The organism is Anatilimnocola aggregata (assembly GCF_007747655.1).
GTDB classification, from domain to species: domain Bacteria; phylum Planctomycetota; class Planctomycetia; order Pirellulales; family Pirellulaceae; genus Anatilimnocola; species Anatilimnocola aggregata.
In genome coordinates this window covers 8,078,969-8,100,264 of the sequence record NZ_CP036274.1, presented here as the reverse complement: position 1 = coordinate 8,100,264, position 21,296 = coordinate 8,078,969, and the positions used below count along the sequence as shown (strand labels likewise).

At 58.1% G+C, this 21,296-nt stretch carries 16 protein-coding genes; 10 read left to right on the top strand and 6 right to left on the bottom strand.

Features of this window, described 5'->3' with window-relative positions; all coding sequences use genetic code 11:
• Window positions 1–47: 47 nt before the first annotated feature.
• Window positions 48–2,456: a tetratricopeptide repeat protein gene (locus ETAA8_RS30850; RefSeq protein ID WP_145098188.1), complete on the bottom strand. Its 2,409-nt coding sequence runs from the start codon at window positions 2,454–2,456 to the stop codon at window positions 48–50.
• A 381-nt stretch (window positions 2,457–2,837) separates the two neighbouring features.
• Between ETAA8_RS30850 and ETAA8_RS30845 the strand changes: the two genes are divergently transcribed.
• From ETAA8_RS30845 to ETAA8_RS30820, 6 genes are all read left to right on the top strand, one after another.
• Window positions 2,838–4,169 carry a cation:proton antiporter domain-containing protein gene (locus ETAA8_RS30845; protein WP_202921368.1) on the top strand — a complete coding sequence of 444 codons (1,332 nt, stop codon included), beginning with the start codon at window positions 2,838–2,840 and terminating at the stop codon, window positions 4,167–4,169.
• A 160-nt stretch (window positions 4,170–4,329) separates the two neighbouring features.
• The gene (locus ETAA8_RS30840; protein WP_145098182.1) at window positions 4,330–5,130 is read left to right on the top strand and encodes a sterol desaturase family protein; all 801 of its coding nucleotides are present in this window, start codon (window positions 4,330–4,332) and stop codon (window positions 5,128–5,130) included.
• Window positions 5,131–5,859: 729 nt separating this feature from the next.
• Window positions 5,860–7,479, top strand: coding sequence for a DUF1549 domain-containing protein (locus ETAA8_RS30835; RefSeq protein ID WP_145098178.1), 1,620 nt, complete (start codon window positions 5,860–5,862; stop codon window positions 7,477–7,479).
• 101 nt (window positions 7,480–7,580) lie between these two features.
• Window positions 7,581–8,870, top strand: a complete 1,290-nt coding sequence (locus ETAA8_RS30830; RefSeq protein WP_145098175.1) for a DUF1501 domain-containing protein — start codon at window positions 7,581–7,583, stop codon at window positions 8,868–8,870.
• Window positions 8,871–8,980: 110 nt separating this feature from the next.
• On the top strand, window positions 8,981–9,970 hold the full coding sequence (locus ETAA8_RS30825; RefSeq protein ID WP_145098172.1) for a WD40 repeat domain-containing protein: 990 nt from the start codon (window positions 8,981–8,983) through the stop codon (window positions 9,968–9,970).
• A 46-nt stretch (window positions 9,971–10,016) separates the two neighbouring features.
• The gene (locus ETAA8_RS30820) at window positions 10,017–11,651 is read left to right on the top strand and encodes a ThuA domain-containing protein (protein ID WP_145098169.1); all 1,635 of its coding nucleotides are present in this window, start codon (window positions 10,017–10,019) and stop codon (window positions 11,649–11,651) included.
• Window positions 11,652–11,806: 155 nt separating this feature from the next.
• On the opposite strand, the gene ETAA8_RS30815 is transcribed toward ETAA8_RS30820, so the two are convergent.
• The 3 genes from ETAA8_RS30815 to ETAA8_RS30805 all read right to left on the bottom strand — a co-directional run bounded on the left by ETAA8_RS30815 (window position 11,807) and on the right by ETAA8_RS30805 (window position 16,368).
• Window positions 11,807–13,267 carry a Gfo/Idh/MocA family protein gene (locus ETAA8_RS30815; RefSeq protein WP_145098166.1) on the bottom strand — a complete coding sequence of 487 codons (1,461 nt, stop codon included), beginning with the start codon at window positions 13,265–13,267 and terminating at the stop codon, window positions 11,807–11,809.
• A gap of 173 nt (window positions 13,268–13,440) precedes the next feature.
• Window positions 13,441–14,163, bottom strand: coding sequence for a class I SAM-dependent methyltransferase (locus ETAA8_RS30810; protein ID WP_145098162.1), 723 nt, complete (start codon window positions 14,161–14,163; stop codon window positions 13,441–13,443).
• A gap of 126 nt (window positions 14,164–14,289) precedes the next feature.
• On the bottom strand, window positions 14,290–16,368 hold the full coding sequence (locus tag ETAA8_RS30805) for a M20/M25/M40 family metallo-hydrolase (protein WP_145098159.1): 2,079 nt from the start codon (window positions 16,366–16,368) through the stop codon (window positions 14,290–14,292).
• A gap of 164 nt (window positions 16,369–16,532) precedes the next feature.
• Between ETAA8_RS30805 and ETAA8_RS30800 the strand changes: the two genes are divergently transcribed.
• Window positions 16,533–17,165, top strand: a complete 633-nt coding sequence (locus ETAA8_RS30800) for a pyridoxamine 5'-phosphate oxidase family protein (RefSeq protein WP_145098156.1) — start codon at window positions 16,533–16,535, stop codon at window positions 17,163–17,165.
• A 93-nt stretch (window positions 17,166–17,258) separates the two neighbouring features.
• Complete coding sequence (locus ETAA8_RS30795) at window positions 17,259–17,729, top strand: SRPBCC family protein (protein ID WP_145098153.1); 471 nt, start codon at window positions 17,259–17,261, stop codon at window positions 17,727–17,729.
• A 29-nt stretch (window positions 17,730–17,758) separates the two neighbouring features.
• On the opposite strand, the gene ETAA8_RS30790 is transcribed toward ETAA8_RS30795, so the two are convergent.
• Window positions 17,759–18,706 (bottom strand): RluA family pseudouridine synthase, encoded by a 948-nt coding sequence (locus ETAA8_RS30790; RefSeq protein ID WP_145098150.1) that lies wholly within the window; start codon window positions 18,704–18,706, stop codon window positions 17,759–17,761.
• A gap of 133 nt (window positions 18,707–18,839) precedes the next feature.
• Between ETAA8_RS30790 and ETAA8_RS30785 the strand changes: the two genes are divergently transcribed.
• Complete coding sequence (locus ETAA8_RS30785) at window positions 18,840–19,247, top strand: hypothetical protein (RefSeq protein ID WP_145098147.1); 408 nt, start codon at window positions 18,840–18,842, stop codon at window positions 19,245–19,247.
• A gap of 379 nt (window positions 19,248–19,626) precedes the next feature.
• Here ETAA8_RS30785 and ETAA8_RS30780 read toward each other — a convergent pair whose 3' ends face one another.
• Entirely contained in the window at window positions 19,627–20,469 is an 843-nt protein-coding gene (locus ETAA8_RS30780) for a glycosyltransferase family 2 protein (RefSeq protein WP_145098144.1), read from the bottom strand.
• Between the two features lie 556 nt (window positions 20,470–21,025).
• Here ETAA8_RS30780 and ETAA8_RS35050 point away from each other — a divergent pair.
• Window positions 21,026–21,199: a hypothetical protein gene (locus ETAA8_RS35050; RefSeq protein ID WP_202921367.1), complete on the top strand. Its 174-nt coding sequence runs from the start codon at window positions 21,026–21,028 to the stop codon at window positions 21,197–21,199.
• Window positions 21,200–21,296 lie beyond the last annotated feature (97 nt).

The window sequence follows — 21,296 nt, the reverse complement described above, 5'->3', positions numbered from 1 at the left end:
TGACAGGTTGAAATTAGCTGGTGGACAATGGTTGCGAGATTAAGCGATTAGAAGCCGGCTTTCGCCAGCGCTTCCGAGATCTTCTTGGCATCAGTGGCCAGGGGACTTTCGGGGAACTCACTGATGAGTTGATCGAAACGGCGGCGAGCATCACCCTTGCGTTCCATGCGATACAAGCAGCGTCCATAGTTGAACAGGATCACGTCGAGAAACTTCGCATCGGGATGGTTGTTAAGAACGGTCTCGAACGTGTCAACAGCGCGAGCATAGTCCTTTTGCGTGTAGTAATAATTCGCCATCTTAGCGACCGCTTCACCCACGCGACCACTTTCGGGGTACTGATCGTAGACCTTCTTGAATTCCTGAAAAGCGCGATCTTGCATTTGCGAAGCAGAGGCAGGATTCGGAGCTTTGTTGGCCATTGTCTCGTAACATTCGGCAATGCCAAACTGAGCTTCACCACGTAGTTGGCTGGTCTTCATGCCAGCCAAACGCGAGTAAATGCCGATTGCTCGTTGCAAGTCGCCACCTTTGCGAGCGACATCACCAAGTTGCAACATGGCGTCATCGACAAAGCCGCTGGCGGGGAACTCATTCTGCAACCGCGAGCACATCGCGGCGGCCAGGTCGAGTTTGTCCATGGCGAAGTAGATGTTCCACAGTTGCACATAGGTCTGTTCCAGCAGCGAGCCGCCGATCTTGCGAGCTTCGTCGGCAATCTCGTCGCAGACATCCAGGGCCTGATCGTACTTTTCAACAGCCTTGTCCTTCAGGCCGAATTCCTTATAGCGATTGCCAATCTGCGTCAGCGCGTCAGCTGTCTTGAGTTGCGTTTGAACGCGGAGTTGCTGATCGGTGATCTCGGCTTTCGTCACGCGGACGCCGCCAATGTTTCCTTCGAGGCAGGCCACGCGAGCTTGCACATCGCGGACACCGTCTTTGAAGTGGACTTCGTCTAAATAAGTCACCCGCACTTGATCGCCCGGCAACGCTTGCAGGATTTGATCGTCAGCAACCACTTCTTCCGACTTCACCAGCACCACCGTGGCTTGGAACAAGCCCGAATGGAGCGAGCCATCGTCGATTGGCTCTTCGGTGCTGGCGGTCGTCGTGACAGGAGCAGCGGTTTCGGCAGGTGCTGCACCTTCAGAAGCTTCACCAGGGGCAGGTGTGGTTGCCGGCTTGGCCGGATCCACCGGTTGCTCGCCCGAGCGGGTCGGTGCTTCGCGAGAAGCTGCGCTTATGTTCGGCTTGGCTTCGGTCAGTGTGAGTTCGAGTTTGTCGACCAGTTTAAAGCGTTCGATTTCGAGTTCAGTACTCTCTTCGTCACCAGCTGCGGGAACCGCAGGCTTCCCCTTGAGAGCGGCAATCTCAGCTTCGACTTCTTGTTCCGACTTCTGACGATAAACTTCGACGACCGCCTTAATCGTGTCGGCACCATCCGAAGCATCGCGATCGCCATCGTTGATGCGCACATTCACCGTCTTGCCGAGCACGACACCATTCACGGTTTCGGCAAAGGCACCATCAGTAACCGCCACATTCGCCGTGCCGACAATCAGCACCTCGCGGTCGATTGGCACTTTCAGTTTCTTATCGGCAGTGTGTTCGTCGGTATAGGTGACTTGCACTTTATCGCCACCGCGGACATCGAGCATGCCGTTCTGCTTGCGCGGTTTGCCCAAGCGCGAAGGAATGCTGCCCAGCACCAGGCGAACGTTGCGACCGACTGGGAAGCACTCGATGTCTTCTTCGTCGCCACTGGTAGTTTTGGCCCGCACCTTGATCGTTTGGTTCGGCTCGAGCACCGCGAGATCGGCATCTTCGATTTTCAAGAAGAACCGCTTGCCCGCTTCAAGCTTGGACGATTGACCGGCTTCGCCACTGAGGGTGGTACCGACTTTTTCGAGCGCTTGAATGGCGCGGCTGTAGTGGCCCAATTGAAAGTGGCCCAGGCCGATGTAGTAGTAAGCTTCGTTCACCTGCGGACTGACGGGGAATCGCTCGATCACATCACGCATGATCTGAAAGCTCTTGCCGTAGTTGCGATTGTGATAGTAGCAAACGCCAAGCTTTAGTGTCGCTTCGGCTCGCTGCTCTTCGCTGCGGTTATCTTCGGTGCCTGCTGCTTCGAAGTGAGGTCGGGCCCGTTCGTAGGCACGTTCCTTATCGAGGAAGTAGTTACCCAAACGCAGATGTGCGTCGAAGCGGAACTTACTGCGTGGATAGCGCTCGATAACCGACTTCCAAATCTCAATCGCCTTCGACCCTTCGTCGGCATCGACACGAGCATCGCCCGCTTCGATCAGTTTCTTTGCCAAGCGGTCTTCGACGATGGAGCCGCGGACAGCCGCATCTCCCTCGGCAGGAGCAGCTGCAGGGTTCTCTTGAGCGACGGCAATCAGCGAACCACTAAGGCACACGATGAACAACCAAGCGACGACAGGGCGCGGCATGGGCAACTTCCCCACTGGAAAAAGGGTCTGAGCGGACGCATCGGCAGGCGGGATAATCGTCAGGCGGGATTGGGCGTCCAGCTGTCTAACGAGCGGCAAGGGTGCATCACGCTACGTTATTTGCCGGCAAGGGGGCCGTCAAGCATCGCTAACTGTTTCTGCTTTCCCAGGGCGCAACATCGTTACAGCCGTTGTGATATGACTCGGGGCCATGCCAGCGTTACGGAGAAATGGGGGAAGCTTGAGAGAAAGGTCAGACCGGGGGCACGAAGTCGGGTAAAGAGGGCGACAATTCGGCCGAATGGGCGAACAAACCAGGAAATTAAACGTTCAAACAATAGTTGTCTTGACATCGGTTTGCCACTGAGGATGATTGGGAGCATGATTTGCCTCCCAATTCTCGCTGCTGGCGATGCCAAAACCGAAACACTCTTGCTCCGAGTGCTGCTGCAACTGGCTGTCATCATTGCGGCTTCGCAGGTTGGAGCGCGGGTCGCCAAGTGGTGTCGGCAGCCAGCGGTCGTTGGCGAAATTGCCGCTGGTCTTTTACTCGGCCCCTCGCTATTCGGTTGGCTGTTCCCCACAGTGACTGGCTGGATTTTCGCGCCGGAAACCGCCAGTGTCATGCAAATCCTCAGTCAACTCGGGCTGATCCTCCTGTTATTTCTGGTCGGCTTGGAATTTGATTTCGGTCACCTTCGTTGGCACGGTTCCGCAGCGATCGCAACTTCGCTGACGGGTGTCATCTTGCCATTCGCCTTGGGGGCGGGTCTCGCACCCCTCATCTACCCCTACGTATACCAAGACGGTGGCCACCCGGTTTCGTTCGCTGGGTTTCTGTTGTTTATGGGCGTCTCGATGTCGATCACGGCGATCCCAGTCCTCGCCCGGATTCTGCTCGAACTTAACATCGTCCGCACTCGCATCGGTGCGGTCACCATGACCGCTGCCGCCGTCGACGACGTCATTGGTTGGATCTTGCTCGCCGCAGTCTCCAGCATTGTGCAGGCGCAGTTCAACGCCTGGCGACTGTTGCAAATGACCTTACTTACCGTCGCGTTTCTCGCCATCGTGACCTTCATCATTCGCCCTGTCATGAAGTGGCTCCTCCGCCGCTGCTATGTGGGCGAAGACCAAAGCGACCTCACACCCGGCGGTCTGGCGCTTGTGCTTGTTGCGCTCTTCGCCTGCGGAATCGCGACCAGTCTGATTGGCATCTTCGCGATCTTCGGAGCCTTCCTGCTAGGTGCCGCTCTCTCGGATGAAGAACCTCTCCGCAAAGCGCTGGGCCGCGAACTGCGGGACTTTCTCTCGGTTTTCTTCCTTCCAATTTTCTTCACCTATACCGGCCTCCACACCAACATCGGCTCGCTCGAAACAGTCACCCACTGGCTGATTCTGGCCGCAGTCATGACCGCCGCCATCAGCGGTAAGTGGGGCGGCTGCACGTTCGCCGCGTGGCTCGGCGGTTTCAAGCTGCGCGAAGCAGCTTGCATCGGCGCGCTCATGAACACCCGCGGCCTGATGGGCCTGATGGTTATCAATGTCGGACGCGAATTGGGCGTCATTCCCGAGAGTATCTTCTGTATCCTGGTTCTTGTTGCGCTACTCACCACGCTGATGACGACACCGCTCCTCCTCTGGCTCGCGCCGGGGACCGAGTTGCAACCGTTCGTCGCCAAGAGCGAACTTGGTGGCAGCGACCGAGCGTGAATGTGCTCAGGCAACCATCGCCTGCTAGCAACCTCAGTCTTTCTTCACTACTTCCGTGTCCCTCGCATCACTGGAGTAGCTACGTGCAATCGCAACCATTACCTTAAAAACATTCCTCTACTCCTTTCGCATTTCCCTAGCACCCAAGCCCCATTCCTCCATGTCCGAACGCATCTGGATCGCACTGATGGCCATCCCAGCCGCTTCGCTGGAGCGGGCCTTTTGGTACGCGGGCCTGGCGGGCTTTGCTTGGGTGACGTTGCATTTGATGCTGGCTCGCTGGCTGGCCGGGCGGAAGATCAGCACCAAGCCGACTCCCGCCGCTCAAATTGGCTGGGAACTCCTATGTTCGCTCCGCAGTCTGGCCATCTATGGCCTCGTTGGTGGCGGAATCACGTTCGCCGTCATCTCGGGCTGGACGCCCATGTACTTTCGCATCGAGAGGTTCGGCTGGCCCTGGTTCTTTGCCAGCTTCGCTCTCACGATTGTCATTCACGATACCTACTTCTATTGGACCCATCGGCTGATGCATCACCCGCGTCTCTTTCGCCTGATGCACGGCACTCACCACTACTCGACCAACCCGTCACCGTGGGCCGCCTATTCCTTCAGTCCGTGGGAAGCCTTCGTGCAGGCCGGCATCGCTCCGCTGGTCATCTTCACGGTTCCTATTCACCCGCTCGCCTTTTCCTCGTTCATGATCTGGCAGATCGGCTTCAATGTCCTCGGCCACTGCGGCTACGAACTCTACCCCCGCTGGTTCGTTCGTTCCCCGCTCGGTTGCCTCTTCAACACCACCACCCATCACGCTCAGCATCACGAAACCAACCGCGCCAACTTTGGCCTCTACTTCAACTTCTGGGACCGCCTGATGGGGACCAACCATGCCCACTACCCCGAACGCTTTGCCGAAGTGACATCTCAGGCTTCTCCAGCTCCTTCTGCACCCCCAGCACAGTAGTCGCTGCCGTCCTGCTTCTCTCGTGCCAGCGGCAATTCGTCCGCCCTTGTCGCTTTCCGCCTCACTGCTCGCCAGCCGCCTATCAGTCGACAATTGCCATTTGAAAATTTCCATAATTCGAAGTTTCTGCGCATTTGCTCCTCGCCTCGCAATGGCTTCAGCACGAACGGCTTATGCTTCGCGAGCAAGTCGCAAGTCCTTACTAAGCATCAAAAGTTTCCAAAATCCATTTCCGGAATGGCGAGGCAATTTTCCGTTTCGCTCAGGCCGTCTGGGGACATCTCGCCTCTTGCGCGGGCTTGTGCCTAGGGAATAGTCTGCTCCTTTGTTAGAATGAAAATAATCGTGACATAATGCCAAACTGATCGTGAAATGCCGCGTAATTTGCACGCACTTACTGCCAGATTGTCAGGGATCGTTCAGCCGCCATTAGACTTTCCGGTCGTGACACGTCTGGTCACGGCGCGTATGCCTTTTCGAACCTTGCCCAGCTTCCCATTCAGCATGCCAACGCCACGGCTGTCGTCTTTGGTCTGGCCGGTTTGAACTTGAGAAGGAGCCAATCCTCGTCAGTTTCCGCGCCGGTTGCATTCACACAAATCAGCTTGCATTGATCCGCAAACTGGCTGACAATAAACAGACCTCCCGCCGTTCTGTCCCCACCTTCCGTTTTGCCTGATTTTGCGGCCACGTCGAACCTGACGAAGCACGCAACCAGGAGGCTCGCTGATGCCTCGATGGCTCCTGACCTTTAGTCTGCTCTGTTTGTCTTTCGCCACGCTTGCGCGCGGAGACGAATTACTCTCTGCCGACAAGTCGATCGAAGAAGCGGTCGACCATTACGTTGGCGCGAAGCAAAAGTTGCTAGGTGTGCAGCCCGCCCCCTTGGCCGATGATGCCAACCTGCTGCGGCGGACGATGCTCGATCTGCATGGCCGCCCGCCGACTGCGGCCGAAGTGAAGGCCTATCAACAAGCCAGCGATGCCGCCAAGCGACGCGAGATGGTCGAGCGTCTGCTCGCTGCTCCCGCCTTTGCCCGTCAACAAGGTGCCACGTTCGATGCCCTGCTAATGCGCGGCACCAATGCCTCACTACGCAATTACCTGACCGAAGCCTTCAAAGAAAACCGCAGTTGGGATCGCATCTTCCGCGAGTTGCTGCTGGGGCAAGAGAACGATCCTGAACAAAAGGGTGCCATTGCTTTCGTCAAGTCGCGGATGAAGGACCAGGACAAACTGACCGCTGAAGCGAGTTCGCTGCTGTTCGGCGTGAATGTCAGCTGTGCCCAGTGTCACGATCATCCGCTGGTCGACGATTGGAAGCAGGATCACTACTTCGGCATGAAGTCGTTCTTCGCCCGTTCGTTCGAAAACGGCGACTACGTCGGCGAAAAGCCGTACGGCATGGTCGAGTTCAAAACGACCGCTGGCGAATCGCGCAAAGCCAAGTTGATGTTTCTGACTAGCCAGGTCTTCGACGAGCCCGAAAACAAAGAGCCCGATGACAAAGAAAAGAAGGCTGAGAAAGAACTGCTCGAAAAACTGAAGAAGGACAAGAAGGCTCCTCCTGCGCCGGAGTACAGCCGCCGCGCGAAGCTCGTCGAGATTGCCCTGGCTCCGGAAGCCAACTCGTTCTTCTCACGAGCGATCGTGAATCACGTCTGGAATCGCCTGCTCGGCCGCGGGCTGGTAATGCCCGTCGATCAAATGCACTCGGCCAACTTGCCCAGCCATCCGGAATTGCTCGACTGGCTGGCTCGCGACCTGCAAGCACACAATTACGATCTGGCGCGGCTTACGCGCGGCATCGTTCTCAGCGACGCCTACGCCCGCAGCAGCCAGTGGAAATCGACCGACAAAAGGCCCAGCGATGAACTGTTCGCCGTCGGCATCGTCCGCCCGCTCACACCCTGGCAATACGGAACCGCACTCAAAGTGGCTCTCGTGAATCCCGATCAATACGGAGCCGATCTGGCTGGCAGCGCGCTCGATACCAAGGCTCAGCAACTCGAAAACGCGGGCCGCAGTTTCGGCGATAAGTTCGAACTCCCAGGCGAAGACTTTCAAGTCAGCGTTGACGAAGCACTCTCACTGAGCAATGCCGAACGAACGAGCACCGAATTGCTCCGTGTTGATGGTGGCAATCTGCTCGGCAAGCTAACCAAGTTGACCGATGACCGCGAAGTGGCCACCACCGCTGTCTGGAACATCTTTGGCCGCGAACCGACCGCCGAAGAAGTGCAGGCGCTCGAAAGCTACCTCCAAGCGCGGGCCGATCGCCGCGACGATGCCGTGAAACAAATCGTTTGGGCTCTGCTGACCAGCAGCGAGTGCCGATTCAACTATTAGTTAACGATCAACCTCCTCACTCCCTCTCCTCGGTACTCAGGGGAGAGATAGTGAGTGGCCGACCCGCGAAAACGCAGGATTTGATTACTTAGGATTCCATCATGACCGACCTCAGCCTTTCCCGTCGCAATTTTCTCGGGGCATCAGCTGCTACTGCAGCAACCGCGGCCGTTGCTGCCGATATGACGTCGCTCGACGTGCTGCAGAATCCGCTTCTGGCCGGCGAGTTGAAGCAGCAGGGCAAACGGGTGATCCTCCTTTGGCTCGCCGGTGGTGCGAGTCAGCTCGAAACGTTCGATCCCAAGCCCGGCCGACCGACGGGTGGTCCTTACCGGGCCATCAACACTTCGGTCCCCGGAGTACAGATCAGCGAGCTGATGCCAAAGATGGCTTCGCGCTTGTCGAAGTACACGTCGATCATTCGTTCGCTCGATACCAAGAACGCCGATCACGGCGGCGGCGCACGGCTAATGCATCTCGGTCGCCGTGATGAGCCAACGGTCAAGTATCCCGATCTCGGCGCGGTCCTCGCCCGCGAACTGGGACGCATCGATAGCCAGGTTCCCGACTACGTCAGCTTTTATACGGCCACCGAAGGTCGCGGCAATGCGATCAGCCAATCGGGCTTTCTCGGGGCTCGCTACAACGCGATGTTCCTCACGCAAGGGAACGTGCCGCCAAATCTCAGTCGGCTCGCCGAGATCAGCGATCTCGATCATCAGCAGCGGGGCGAACTGCGCAAGCTGCTTAGCGAGCGTTTTGCCGACGGACGGCAGTCGGCGTCGCTGGCCAGCCATAACGAATCGTACTCGCGCGTGCGTGGCCTGATGGCCAGCGAAACCCTGTTCGACATCTCGAAGGAATCGCAGTCCGTTCGCGATAAGTACGGCCCCACGTTGTTCGGCGAGCAATGCCTCGTCGCGCGGCGACTGGTCGAAGCGGGCGTCCCCTTTGTCAAAATCTCTCGCGCCTGGTGGGACAGCCACGGGCAAAATTTCGAAACGCACTTGGAGCTCGTTAGCGAACTCGACCACGTGATGAGCGCGCTGCTTGACGATCTGAGCGAACGCGGGTTGCTCGAGAATACGCTCGTCGTGACGCTCAGCGAATTCGGCCGCACGCCGCAAATCAATTCAAGTCTCGGCCGCGATCACTTCGCCAGCGCTTGGAGCTCGTCCCTTTCGGGCTGCGGCATCAAGCCCGGCACCGTGTATGGAGCGAGCGACGAAGATGGCCGCACCGTAAAAGACGGCAAGATCGGCGCGGCCGAGTTGTTCGCCACGATCTACCGTGCTGTCGGCATCGATCATCGCAAAGACTACCACGTCGGCGCTCGCCCGCTGCCACTTACCGATCCAGGGACCAAGCCAGTAACAGAAGTACTTGCCTAGTGCCTGGCTTTGTCTTCAAGTAGCCCGACGCGTTAGCGAGGGTGAACTGCAAAATCACATCGGCACGAGATTCTCCCTCGCTAACGCGTCGGGCTAACAAGGAACATGCGATGGCCACTCCCGAAAAATTCAAGCTGCTAAAAGACCAGGGTCGCCCTGAAATCCTGCTCTCGCTGGCACGTGTGAAAGATACTGGCCGGCTGTTTCTCGGCGCTTCCGACGGCAAGATTTACGATCTCGATCTGCTGGCCGAGAAGCCTGAATTCAAATCGTGGGAAGGGCATCAAAGCTACGTCACCGGGCTGGCCCTCGCGGGCGAAACGCTCGTCAGTGGCAGTTACGACGGCAAGCTGATTTGGCGCGACATCACTTCAGGCGAAATCAAGCGCACCCTCGAAGCCCATTCGCGTTGGATTCGCAAGCTCGCCCTCTCACCCGATGCCAAACGCGTGGCCAGCGTTGCCGACGATATGGTCTGCCGCGTGTTCGAAATCGAAACAGGCAAGCAGGTGCACGAACTCCACGGGCACGAGGCTCGCACTCCGAATCATTTCCCGTCGATGCTCTATACCGTCGCTTTCTCGCCAACCGGCCAACACCTGGCAACAGCTGACCGCGTCGGGCACATTTGCATTTGGGATGCTTCGACGGGGAGCAAAGTTCAATCGCTCGATGCTCCGGGCTTCTACACCTGGGACGCCAAGCAGCGGATTCACTCGATCGGCGGGATTCGTTCGCTTGCGTTCTCGCCAGACGGAACCCAGATTGTGGTCGGCGGGATTGGGCACATCGGCAACATCGACCACCTTGATGGTCCGTCGCGCGTCGAACTGTTTGCCTGGGAGAAAGCCGAGAAAGTGCACGAGTTTCTCGGCGATGCCAAGGGGCTAGTCGAGAGTTTTGCCTTCGGCCCGGATGGCAAGTGGTTGATCGGTGCCGGCGGCGATAATGGTGGGTTTGTCCAGATTTATGACCTAGAGGCCAAAAAGGTCGCCCGCAGCGAAAAAGTGCCCATGCACGTTCACTCGATCACGCTGAGCGAAACGGCCGACAAGCTGTTCGCGTGCGGCCACGGCAAAGCAGCCGTCTGGGAACTGTAGTATCTTAGCGGCAGTTGTAGGCCAATCACTTCTCCGGGAGGCGGCTATGTCGTTGCCAGTGCTTCGCAGTTTCGCGTTTCTTGTTTGGGCCCTGGCTGGCGCGCTCTCCGCGGCTGAAATCACGGTGAACAAGCAGTCGCGCACCAAAGCGGACGGCGATCAGTGGTCGCTCAAGCAAACCACAGAGAAATGGCAGCCCGCGCAAACGGCGATCATCGTTTGCGATATGTGGGACGCCCATCATTGCTTGAACGCGGTGCGGCGCGAATTGGAACTGGCTCCGCGGATGGAACAGGTGCTGAAAAATGCCCGCAGCAAGGGCGTGCTCATCATTCACGCCCCCAGTAGTTGCATGGAAGCCTATAAAGAACACCCCGCGCGTCTGCGGGCCCAAGGCCTGCCGACAGCTGCCAACTTGCCCAAGGATATCGCGGCCTGGTGCCGGCATATTCCCGAAGAAGACGGCGGTAAGTACCCCATCGATCAGACCGATGGGGGCGAAGACGACGACCTGGATGAACATCGCCGCTGGGCCGAGCAATTAGCCGCCAGGGGACGCAATCCCAAGTCGCCTTGGAAGAGCCAGATCGATCTTCTCACCATCGATGGGAAGCAAGACGTCATCAGCGACAGCGGCGTCGAGATTTGGAATCTGCTAGAAGCGCGCGGCGTGAAGAACGTCATTCTGATGGGCGTGCATACGAACATGTGCGTCCTTGGTCGCCCCTTCGGCCTGCGGCAAATGGCCAAGAATGGTAAGAACGTGGTGCTCATGCGGGATCTGACCGACACGATGTACAACCCGGCCAAGGCACCGTTCGTCAGCCATCATGCGGGTACGCAGTTAATCGTCGAGCACATTGAAAAGTTCGTCTGCCCAACAATCACCAGTGTCGACTTTGTCGGGGGCGAACCGTTCCGCTATTCCGATCAGCGCAAGAACGTAGTCATGCTGATTGGCGACGACGAGTACAAAACCGAAGTCACGCTCCCCTCCTTTGCCGAGACCGACCTCAAGCCACTTGGGTTGAACGTGACCATCGTTCACTCCGATCCGAAAGACAAGAACCAGTTTCCTGGAATGGCAGCTGCCGTGAAGAGTGCCGACGTCGTGCTCGTGAGCGTTCGCCGTCGCACGCCCCCCAAGGAACAGCTTGATGCCTTGCGCGAACACGTTGCCGCCGGTAAACCGCTGGTTGGCATTCGCACCGCCAGTCATGCCTGGGCGCTGCGGAACACCAAGGACGCAGATGCTCTCGAAAAGCAAGGCTTGAGTTTTTGGCAAGATTTTGATCCAGCGGTATTCGGCGGGCACTACACGGGCCATCACGGAGCGGGACCAAAGACAACCATCTCACTCGCAGATGGCAGCAGTTCTCACATGATCTTGCGGGGCGTGAATCTCGAAGGCTTCGCCGGCAACGGCTCGCTTTACAAAGCCGCACCTCTTGCGGCGAGCACCACTCCGCTACTAATGGGAACCATTCCGAATACGCCCATCGAACCCGTCGCTTGGACCAATCTGGCAGGCGAGAAGAAAGCCCGCGTGTTTTACACCTCGCTGGGCCATGCTGAAGACTTCGAGAGTCCAGCCTTCCGCAAGCTATTGCAGAATGGCGTTCTCTGGTCGCTCGGCGTGCTCGAACCCCGAATGGGCGGCGCACCACTGGCCACGAAATAGTTCGTTACGCCACCGCCCCTGCGGCGGTGGTTCATTGGCGTGTGCGCTTCTGCCGACTGTTGAAGTCGGTGTTCGTTGGTTAGGTCTGCCACTTGTGCAAAAGCCGTTTAACCCCCGCCGCAGGGGCGGGGGCGGAAGCGAATGCTCGTTGTCCCCTACACCTTTTCCGGCACCACATACGGTGCCCGATAGGGCCGCGTGAGGAGCAGGTTCGCGGCATCGTCGCCGACGAATTGCTCCTTGGCCGGATCGAAGGTCAGCGTGCGGCCAAGGGTGTACTCGGCATTGTCGAGCTTGACGCCGACACCGGCGCAGTTCTCGCGAATCTTGGCGAACGACTCGTGGACGATCTTGTTATCGCCAGCTTCCTTCGGGGCGGTCTTGCTGTAAGGCACCTGCTTGCCCAGGCGATAGGAAATGTTCGCCAGGTGGCAGAGCGCCGCCGAGTAGTGCGCGGTCTCCGCGTCGGCGTTGTTGTCCTTGGGATTGCGCGACCGCATGGCCGCAGTGAAGCTGCCGAACGGACCGCCGGGCGCGACGGTGGCATCGTCGCCACCTTTGAGTGATTCCCCCTTGTCGCTCCCCTTCGCGTAGAACTTGCCACCCTTGATGACGCCATCGGTCATGTAGAACTCGTTCGTCACCTGCGTCGGCCAGTCGGGGTGCGACTTATTGCCGGTGAGGCCGCGGGTCTCGAAGACTAACAGCGTATCGCCGAACTCCATCACCGAAAGTTGTTGATTGGGAGTTTCGCCTTGGTCCTTGCCGTCGGGCAAAAAGCGGCCACCCATCGTCCAGACTTTGGTCGGCAGCGTGCCGTCTTTGATGGCCCAGCGGGCGACGTCCATTTCGTGAACGCCCTGGTTGCCGATGTCGCCGTTGCCGGTTTCCCAGAACCAGTGCCAATTGTAATGGACAAGGTTGCGATGGAAGTCAAGCTTTGGCGCGGGACCATTCCAGATGTCGAAGTCGAGCGACGACGGCGGCGTTTCGACGGCCTTGGTACCGATGCTCCAGCGACTCTTGCAGCAATAGCCTTTGCTCACCAGCAGCTTGCCGTAGTCGCCGCTGTGAATGGCGGCCATGGTTTTGGCTTCGCCGCTGCTACTGCGGCGCTGCGTGCCGTGTTGCACCACGCGGTTGTACTTCTTGGCCGCTTCGACGCACTTGCGACCTTCCCACACGTTATGGCTGATCGGCTTTTCGACGTAGACATCCTTGCCGGCCTGGCAAGCCCAGATCGTGATCAGCGAATGCCAGTGATTGGTCGTGGCGACCGAAATGGCGTCGAGCGTTTTGTCTTCCAGCGCCTTGCGAATGTCCTGCACGCACTTGGGGGTGTTGCCACCCTTGGAGTTGACGTGCTTCGTACGCGATTCGAACAACGACGAATCGGGATCGATCAGGCAGGCGACTTCGACATTCTTCTGCCCGGCAAAACCATCGATGTGCGAACCGCCGCGCCCTTTGATCCCCGCGACGCCGATCCGAATCGTATCGTTCGCGCCGATCACTTTGCCGCTCGCCTTGGTCCCGGCGATGGTAAACAGCGGAAACACCGAACTGGCCGCAGCGGCCTTCAACACCGTACGACGCGATAATAACGATTTACTCATCGACTCTGATCCTCGGCGGGAGAGTGAAAGGGTGGGCACACGCAACGCTGCAATTACAACATGCTGAGCGGTGAGAGTCCAGCGCTAGCCAATACGATTCGAGCGCAGAAGTGAGCACGCAGAACGAAACCGGGCAAGGCAGCGATTGCATCAACTTTTGCGTTCTACATTCTTCATTCTGCATTTCTCCAGCCCGTCCACGTCCAATGTCGGTCGCTGGTCTGTTGCACACTTTCGGCGGGAAAGCCGAGTGAGGCAATCAGTTCTCGAATCTCGCTGAGCGAGAGAGCGGCGTGCAGAGATTCAGTGAACATTTTGCGAGAGAACTCTGTTTCGTTGCCGGCATAGGTTTGCACGAGTTCAGCCAGCTGCGCGGTCGATTCGGGACGAAGCAAGTCGCGGAAGAAGAGGAGCCCGCCGGGCAGTGTGACGCGCACGGCTTCGCGCAGGGCGATAATCGGTTCCGGAATGTGATGGATCAGGCTGTTCGACATGACAATGCCGAACTGGCCATTCACATAGTGCAACTGCTTGGCATCGATCTGGTCGAGTTGTACGCGGTGCATGTGCCCGGCCACTTCCAGGTTGTAGTGCGCCAGGTTCAGCATCGCTGCGGCAGCATCGGCGGCCATCACGCGGCACTCAGCAAGCTGGTCGCAAAGTTCAACCACAATCAGCGCCGTGCCGGTCCCCAGATCAAGAACATCGAGTGTGGCTGCGTCATCATCGTCGGGCACGAGTCGGCTGCGCGATTTGGGAGCAGGTTGAGTGGCGAGCACTGCCAGCAAGTCAGCGACGAACAGCCTGTTCACTGCTGAGTGATCCATCGAGTTGTACGATGAAGCCTCGGCATCGGTATCCATCACTTCGGGCTCAAGTACGCGAGGCAGCGCCATTTCAGTCTCTCTTTACATCAGACTCAGTCACGGAGTGACTGAGCAACGTAGACGAGTCATTCCATGACTCGCGTTCTCGGTCGCGGAGTGACCGAGCTACGGGGGAGGACAAAGTGCAAAACCCGACTATCGACCGCGCTTCGTCAGCGTTACGTCGAACGTCTGCTCTTTGCCGTCGCGTTTGACGATTACTTTGACCTTCTCGCCAATCTTGTGCTTGACCAGGGCGGACTGCATGTCTTCGAGGCTGCCGATCTTGCTGTCGCCGATCTTGATGATCAGATCGCCACCCTTCAGGCCACCTTTTTCCGCCGGTCCACCCGGCGCCACACCCGAGAGGAGCACTCCTTCTTCGTTGTTGGCAAAGTCGGGAATGCTGCCGAAGTACGGCCGGTCCGAATCGCCAGCCCCGCCGATCATCGCCATCCCTTTGATTTCGATGTACTCGGGCCGCGTGGAGAGCGCGTCGGTGTCGTTGACAACATCGACCAGCATCGCGGCAATCCGTTGCATGCCTTCGATGTTCAACTTGGGCGAGTCGTCGCTCGGGCGGTGATAGTCGCTGTGCGTGCCAGTAAAGAGGTGCAGCACCGGAATTTTCTTAGCATAAAACGAACTGTGATCGCTGGGACCATAGCCTTCTGGTTTCTTCGTCAACTTGAAGTCGTACTTCTTGGCCAGCGACTCCACGAGCGGATCGAACTCCTTCGCTGTGCCGGTGCCATAGACAATGAGCTTGTCGTCGGTCAGGCGACCAACCATATCAAGGTTGAACATGGCCACCGTCTTATCGAGTGGAAAACGTGGCTGACGGGTGTAATGCGCACTGCCGAGCAAGCCTCGCTCTTCACCCGTGAAGGCCATGAACACAATTCGCCGCTGTGGTTTCTTGCCCGAAGTTGCCAGTTGATGAGCCACTTCCAACAGCAGGGCAGTGCCGGAAGCATTGTCGTCTGCCCCGTTATGAATTTCCTTCGTCCACGGCGCGAGCGAGCCAGCACCTCCGAGGCCCAAGTGGTCGTAATGCGCTCCAATGACGATGGTCTCGTCGGCATGGGGCCCTTCCCCTTCGAGCACAGCAATAACGTTCTTCACTTCCGTTTTCTTCTGTACGACGTTGGCTTCGCCGATCGCCTTCCAGCCGGTCAGCACGGCACTTTGCGGCTTCAGGTCCGCATCGATGCCAGCTTCGATTTCGGCCAGCGACTTGCCAGTAACTGATTTAACGATGGGTTCGATGAGAGATCGCTTGGCGAACAGCACCGGCATTTTCCGCTGCTGGATTTCGTCGCCAGCACCTGTGAACGTCAGGACTTGATCGGGATTGGCCAAATCGTTGCTCAATTCGACGATCCGCTCGGCCAGTTTCTTGATGCTGGCGGTATAGGCTTCTTGTTGATCGGCTGTCGGCTCTTTGATTTCGCCGAACTTGGTCCGCTCTTCGGCCAACTTGGCGACCGCATCGGTCCACACCTTTTGCGCCACTTCGCGCGCGGTTTTCAACTCCAAGCCGTCATTGATAAAGATGACAGCTGCCGCCCCATGTTCGTACGCATTCCCAATCTTGCGCATGAAGATCGCGTGGGGCGAAGGCTTGTCGCCGTTGAACTTGCTCTTCGGATCTTGCTGCTGCGGTTCCTTGCGAAGGAGGACAACGACTTTCCCTTCGACCTTCAGATCTTTGTAATCGTCGTATTCGGGATCCTTGGCTGACGTGATTCCATAGCCGGCGAAAACAAGGTCTGCATCGAACGCGCCCGTGCCGCCCGCGGCCAGCGGATTGAAGTCTTCGCCCAACTTGAACACGACCTTCTCCGGCTCCTTCGCCCCCGGTGCAAGCGGACCAACCAGCGAGAGGAAGTTCTGCTTGGCTGGGCCCATCTCGGTGGTGACGGTTACTTCAAACTTTTGAAAGGGAGTGCCGTCGAACAGGTCGGTCTTCAGCCCGAGTTTGCGAAACTCCGCGGCCAGGTAGTCGGCTGCCTTATTCAGTCCTTCGGTACCTACGCCACGCCCTTCCAGTTCGTCGGACGACAGGTAGCCGACCGTCTCTTTCAGCCGGGCCTGCGATTCCGCGGCCACATTGGCCTTTTCGGCAGCTGAAGCAGCGATTGTGAGGCTGACACTAGCAAGGGCAACCGCCAGCAGAGAACGATTAAACTTCGCCGCAATCAGGCGACGACTGAACCACGCAGTATTGATCATGTTTGGCGAAACCCACAGGGCGAATCGAATTTGCGAATTGGCAATCTACACAGGCTTCATTCTAAATGAGTCCGGCGCGGGCTGCTATGTAGCACTCAGGCGTGGCCAAGAGTTGCCTGCGGGACTTACACTAACTGCTCCCAATCTCCTGGAGAGACAACGCCATGTCCCTGACTCAGTTCAAGCAACAGGTTACTTCCGTCGATGAATTGGTCGAGGTGATCGGCACGCCGGGCGAGTTGGCGCTGCGCAAGGAGTTGAAACAACTCGACGATCATATGCGGCGGTTCATTGCCAATTCGCCGTTCGTTGTCATCAGCACGCATGGGGCCGATGGTCGCTGCGATGCATCGCCACGCGGTGACGCGCCGGGCTTCGTCCACGTGCTGGACGAGCATTCGCTGCTCATTCCTGATCGCCGCGGCAATCGCCGCGTCGATACTTTTCGCAATCTGCTTGAGACACGTCGGATTGGCCTGCTCTTCCTCGTGCCGGGAATGGGCGAAACGCTGCGGATCAACGGCCGGGCAGCCATCATCCGCGATGAAGACCATTTAGCCCCGCTGATCGCCGGTGGCCAACTGCCCCACCTGGCCATCGCGGTGGAAGTGGAAGAATGCTACCTGCAATGTGCCAAAGCTCTGTTGCGGTCGAAGTTGTGGGAGAACCACGAAAGGCCCGACCTAAGCAGCTTGCCCTGCGCGGCCGAGATGTTTGCCGACCAGGCTCAAATGCCGGAGTTCGACGCGGCCAAGCTTCAAGTCTTGCTCGACGGAGCCTATCAGCGACTTTACTAGGCAGCCTCGTACCGCGCTCGCAGTTAATCCGAGCTTGCCGCAGCGGTACTATGCCGTAGTGATTTTCTGTTGTCGCTAGCCAAGTCCCTCCTCATGTCATCCACCTACGTGCTCGAACGCGCGCAACTGATTCCCCGCTCGCGCGACGAAGTCTTTGCCTTCTTTGCCGATGCCGGCAATCTGCAAATGATTACGCCGCCGTGGCTCCATTTTCGTATCCTCACGCAACTTCCTTTGGAAATGCGGACGGGAGCGTTGATCGAATATCGTCTGCGGCTATATGGCCTGCCCATTTGGTGGCGCACTCGCATTGAAGAATACGAGCCTTGCGAGCGATTTGTCGATCGGCAATTGCGCGGGCCGTACAAGCGGTGGCATCACACGCACGAGTTCAGCGAAACCCCCGCTGGCACATTGATGAAGGACACGGTTCGCTACCAGTTGCCTTTCGGTCCGCTCGGCACGCTCACGCATCGGCTGACGGTGCAGCGCTTACTAAAGCGGATTTTCGACTTCCGCTACGAGACGATCGAACGGCACTTTGCCGCCGCGCAGGTGTTGTAGCCTGGGCTTTTGCCTACGCTACAAGAAGCCTACTTCCGCTTTAGCACTGCCTTCTGCCCATTGATGAACCGAATCATTTCTTCGGGCAGCGGCACTTCAAACTTCAGCATCTCGCCCGTTTCGGGATGTTCGAACCCCAGCTTGCGTGCGTGCAGGGCGATCCGCGTATTTGCCCAATGCCTGTGGGCAGCTGTTTCCGGCTCATAGCGCGGGTCGCCGAGGACCGGGTGCCCTTGTTCGGCAAAATGGACGCGAATCTGATTGCGCCGGCCGGTCTCCAGCCAAATCGACATCACGGTCGTATCGTGCAAATGCTCGGCAACTTTAAAGTGCGTAATCGCCAGCTGCCCCACTTCTTCGTCATCGGTCGAAAAGCGATTCAAGTCGCGGTCGGTGGCCAGCAGGCTCTTCATCGTGCCGGCTTGCGGTTTCATGTGGCCGGCAACAATGGCCACGTACTCGCGCTCGGGCTTGTGCAGGGCAAACTGATCGCGAATGGCCTGCGAGATCTCCATACTCTTGCCGAACGCCAGCAGTCCGGATACGCCGCGGTCCAAGCGATGGGCATTGAAGGCCGCCCGCACGTGGCCGACGTGGCGAGCATAGTTGCTCACCTTGTCGAGCAGCGTATTCGTCTCCCCCTTCTTCGTTGGCACCGTGAGGAGTTGAGCCGGCTTGTTGACAATAATCAAATGCCGGTCTTCAAAAACGATCTCAAAGCCCAGATTCTTCCGGGGCTTGTTCATCGGGTGATAGCGCTGGCCAGCATGGTAGGTCAGTTCGATTCGATCTCCAGCCATCAAGCGGCGGGATGCATCGTCGCACATCAGGCCATTCACCTTCACGCACTGATGGTCGAACAGTCCGTTCACCTGCGACCGCGACAGCCCGCACAGCGTCTGCACCGCTCGATCAGCCCGGTCGCCGACATAGGGCGATTCTTCATCAACTTCCAAGTGTTTTACAGTCGCGGGCATGGGCAGGGAGTCGGGGGCTGGAACTAGGGGGAAGCCAAAAACAACGAGTTCAAGGTACCGCGTTGGACGATCTGCTGCTACTGACCCCCTGAACTCTGACTCCCTGCCCCTCGTTCGCCGTTAGAATGAACCGATGCCGAAGCAACCTCCTCAGCCCCCGCGACCACTGCTGCAATTCTCGCTGCAAAGTCTGATGGTGGTCACCGTGCTCCTGAGCCTTGCCTTGGGCGTTTATCGCCAGGCAGGACTACGAGCGCTGGCAACTTATGGGCTGCTGCTGTTTGCGGTGGGACCTTGGTTTGCCCATTTGGCCAGCGAATGCTTGCCGCTCCGATCGGAGGCCCTGCGGCGCACCATTGCTCACGCCTTGATGCTCGGGCTGTTTGCTATTGGCCTGTGGAGTGCAGGCGAGTGGCGCGAATCGTTCGATGGGCCGGTCGCGGCCTGGATTCTACCCGCGGCACTCATCCTGTGGGTGCCGCAATATCTCGCGTTTTTCGTCGTCCAGATGAGTGACTCGCAGGATCCAGCCGGGAAATGATCCTGCGAGGCTGAAGGGCAATTTGTGATCGGCCGTTTCTTGCAGTGGGAACTGGCGGCAGAAAGAAAGAGTCCGCAGCAGGATGTCGCCTCGAATCGCTAAGGGTGAGCGCTCCATCCGATGGGCCAGCGGGATACAAAGCCGCGAGCCAAAGCAATAGCAATCCTTTGCGCCGTCCTGCTGCGGACGGTCAACACCTCGGCGACTCGCCACTTGCCCAGCGTCTTGGCCAGCGGCAGTCACCACCTCAGCGACACAGTACTCCCCAGTGCGGTATCGCTGGAAATGTCTTCGTGATTGCGCACGTCGCGGCAATCATAAAAATCGAGCTAACTGCAAAACTGCTCGGTGGCGATAGCGACCGTGGCGATGGTGCCGCTTATGCCGAGGCCCGCAGCAGTTGCGGACTCTTCCCGGGTGCATCGGCTCCCCGCGGTTGCCGCGGGGCCAATTGCTGACACTCCTCGGAGCGGTCGTTGGCGAGTGCCCAGAGCTTGATGTCCTTCAAAAAGGTGTAGTAGGCCTGCAAGCCGCAAATGAGCATGCCGGCGCCACCATCGAGAAACACACCCCGTAGAAAGTACAGTTGAAAGAATCGCAGGGGAGCATGCGTGAGCATTTTCAGAATGCCAGCTCGCTTGCCTTTCTCGAAACTGTCGAGCGCCGACCAGGTGCTATAGCGATGCTGCCGTTCGATGAAATGTGCCAGGTCGATGGCCGTGAAGTGTTCGAGTCGACCCTTCAAAGGTGCCACTTTCCCGCTCGGCACGACCACATCGGCATGCACGCGCCGTGGTTGATACTGGCAGTCGCGCCGAAACAAACGCACCAGGGTCGCGGTTTCCCAGCCCCCGTGACGAATCGGGTGACCTAAAAAATAGAAGTCCCGGCGGAGCCAGTAACCATCGACGCTCGGTTCAGCTTGCAAGACTTCCCGAATTTCCGCCGCTAGCTCGGGCGTCACGCGTTCGTCGGCATCGACGACCATCACCCATTCGTGCTTGGCCTGGGGAATGGCCCAGTTCTTGAAATTGGCCGAGTTCACATACTCGCGCTCAATCACCCGGCAATCACCCATTTCGCGCACGGCCTCGAGTGTGCCGTCCGTCGATCCCGAGTCGGCAATCAGAATTTCGTCGGCAATTGGCCGAACCGATTCGATGCAGGCCCGGATGTGGCGGATTTCGTCCTTACAGGGAATGAGAACGGTCAGACGTGGCATGGCGGGCAAGTCCTTTCGCACGCTCCGATGAAAGCATCAAGGGGAGGCAGCGTATCGGTTTAGGCAATTTGGGTCAACGTCGTCTTGCCGCTCACAACGATTGCTTTTCCTCCGCTAGCAGCGGCTCCGTTGTATCACTTTGAAGTTCGTACAATCAAAACGAATACACTTTAGGAGCAGTCCAAAACTGCGGCCAAGCGCAGGAATTCTCCTATCTTGCTGTGCGTCCAACACCTTACGCACATTCCCCCTGCCCGGGCTCGTGGTTGGCACTCCGACTGCTCTATAGGGAATCGTCATGGTCGAAGATTCTCGCAGGGGATGGTTATACGGATGCTTATTTACACGGTCGCTTTGGTTTCTTGGCACGCCCTCATTGTGCTCTCGATTTTCTGGCTCGGTCGCCGAGTCGCTATAACCCACCCCTTTTGAAACTTTTCACCGCGACTAACGCTTACAAACAGTAGAAGCCGAAGAGTTCACCAAGGTCGAGTTCGCGGGCTTCTGCAGCTAATACGCTAGCTGCCGAACTCAACCAAGGCGTGAGGGCGGTCCGATGCCAGACGGTAAACGAAAACGACGACATAGTGTGAACGCTGCCCGCCGCCGCTGGTATGCCCAGCATCGGAGTCGCCGCTTCTCCCGTCGCTTCGGCTGGAACGACAGTCCTGTCGCCACCGCCCCCTCTGGCGAGTCCCTCACGGCCCGCTCCTTCGCCTCCGCGCTGTAATCTCCCTGCCCGACTGTGCAGCGAGGTTTATCAACACCCCCCTTTTGCGTGCAGCACAATCAAGTCGTTTGGTGACAACGAATTGCGCCCAATCTTC

Excerpts from the sequence above, each read along its gene's own strand:
- ETAA8_RS30850 (WP_145098188.1), bottom strand. The coding sequence starts at position 2,456 with ATGCCGCGCCCTGTCGTCGCTTGGTTGTTCATCGTGTGCCTTAGTGGT.
- ETAA8_RS30845 (WP_202921368.1), top strand. The coding sequence starts at position 2,838 with ATGATTTGCCTCCCAATTCTCGCTGCTGGCGATGCCAAAACCGAAACA.
- ETAA8_RS30840 (WP_145098182.1), top strand. The coding sequence starts at position 4,330 with ATGTCCGAACGCATCTGGATCGCACTGATGGCCATCCCAGCCGCTTCG.
- ETAA8_RS30835 (WP_145098178.1), top strand. The coding sequence starts at position 5,860 with ATGCCTCGATGGCTCCTGACCTTTAGTCTGCTCTGTTTGTCTTTCGCC.
- ETAA8_RS30830 (WP_145098175.1), top strand. The coding sequence starts at position 7,581 with ATGACCGACCTCAGCCTTTCCCGTCGCAATTTTCTCGGGGCATCAGCT.
- ETAA8_RS30825 (WP_145098172.1), top strand. The coding sequence starts at position 8,981 with ATGGCCACTCCCGAAAAATTCAAGCTGCTAAAAGACCAGGGTCGCCCT.
- ETAA8_RS30820 (WP_145098169.1), top strand. The coding sequence starts at position 10,017 with ATGTCGTTGCCAGTGCTTCGCAGTTTCGCGTTTCTTGTTTGGGCCCTG.
- ETAA8_RS30815 (WP_145098166.1), bottom strand. The coding sequence starts at position 13,267 with ATGAGTAAATCGTTATTATCGCGTCGTACGGTGTTGAAGGCCGCTGCG.
- ETAA8_RS30810 (WP_145098162.1), bottom strand. The coding sequence starts at position 14,163 with ATGGCGCTGCCTCGCGTACTTGAGCCCGAAGTGATGGATACCGATGCC.
- ETAA8_RS30805 (WP_145098159.1), bottom strand. The coding sequence starts at position 16,368 with ATGATCAATACTGCGTGGTTCAGTCGTCGCCTGATTGCGGCGAAGTTT.
- ETAA8_RS30800 (WP_145098156.1), top strand. The coding sequence starts at position 16,533 with ATGTCCCTGACTCAGTTCAAGCAACAGGTTACTTCCGTCGATGAATTG.
- ETAA8_RS30795 (WP_145098153.1), top strand. The coding sequence starts at position 17,259 with ATGTCATCCACCTACGTGCTCGAACGCGCGCAACTGATTCCCCGCTCG.
- ETAA8_RS30790 (WP_145098150.1), bottom strand. The coding sequence starts at position 18,706 with ATGCCCGCGACTGTAAAACACTTGGAAGTTGATGAAGAATCGCCCTAT.
- ETAA8_RS30785 (WP_145098147.1), top strand. The coding sequence starts at position 18,840 with ATGCCGAAGCAACCTCCTCAGCCCCCGCGACCACTGCTGCAATTCTCG.
- ETAA8_RS30780 (WP_145098144.1), bottom strand. The coding sequence starts at position 20,469 with ATGCCACGTCTGACCGTTCTCATTCCCTGTAAGGACGAAATCCGCCAC.
- ETAA8_RS35050 (WP_202921367.1), top strand. The coding sequence starts at position 21,026 with ATGCCAGACGGTAAACGAAAACGACGACATAGTGTGAACGCTGCCCGC.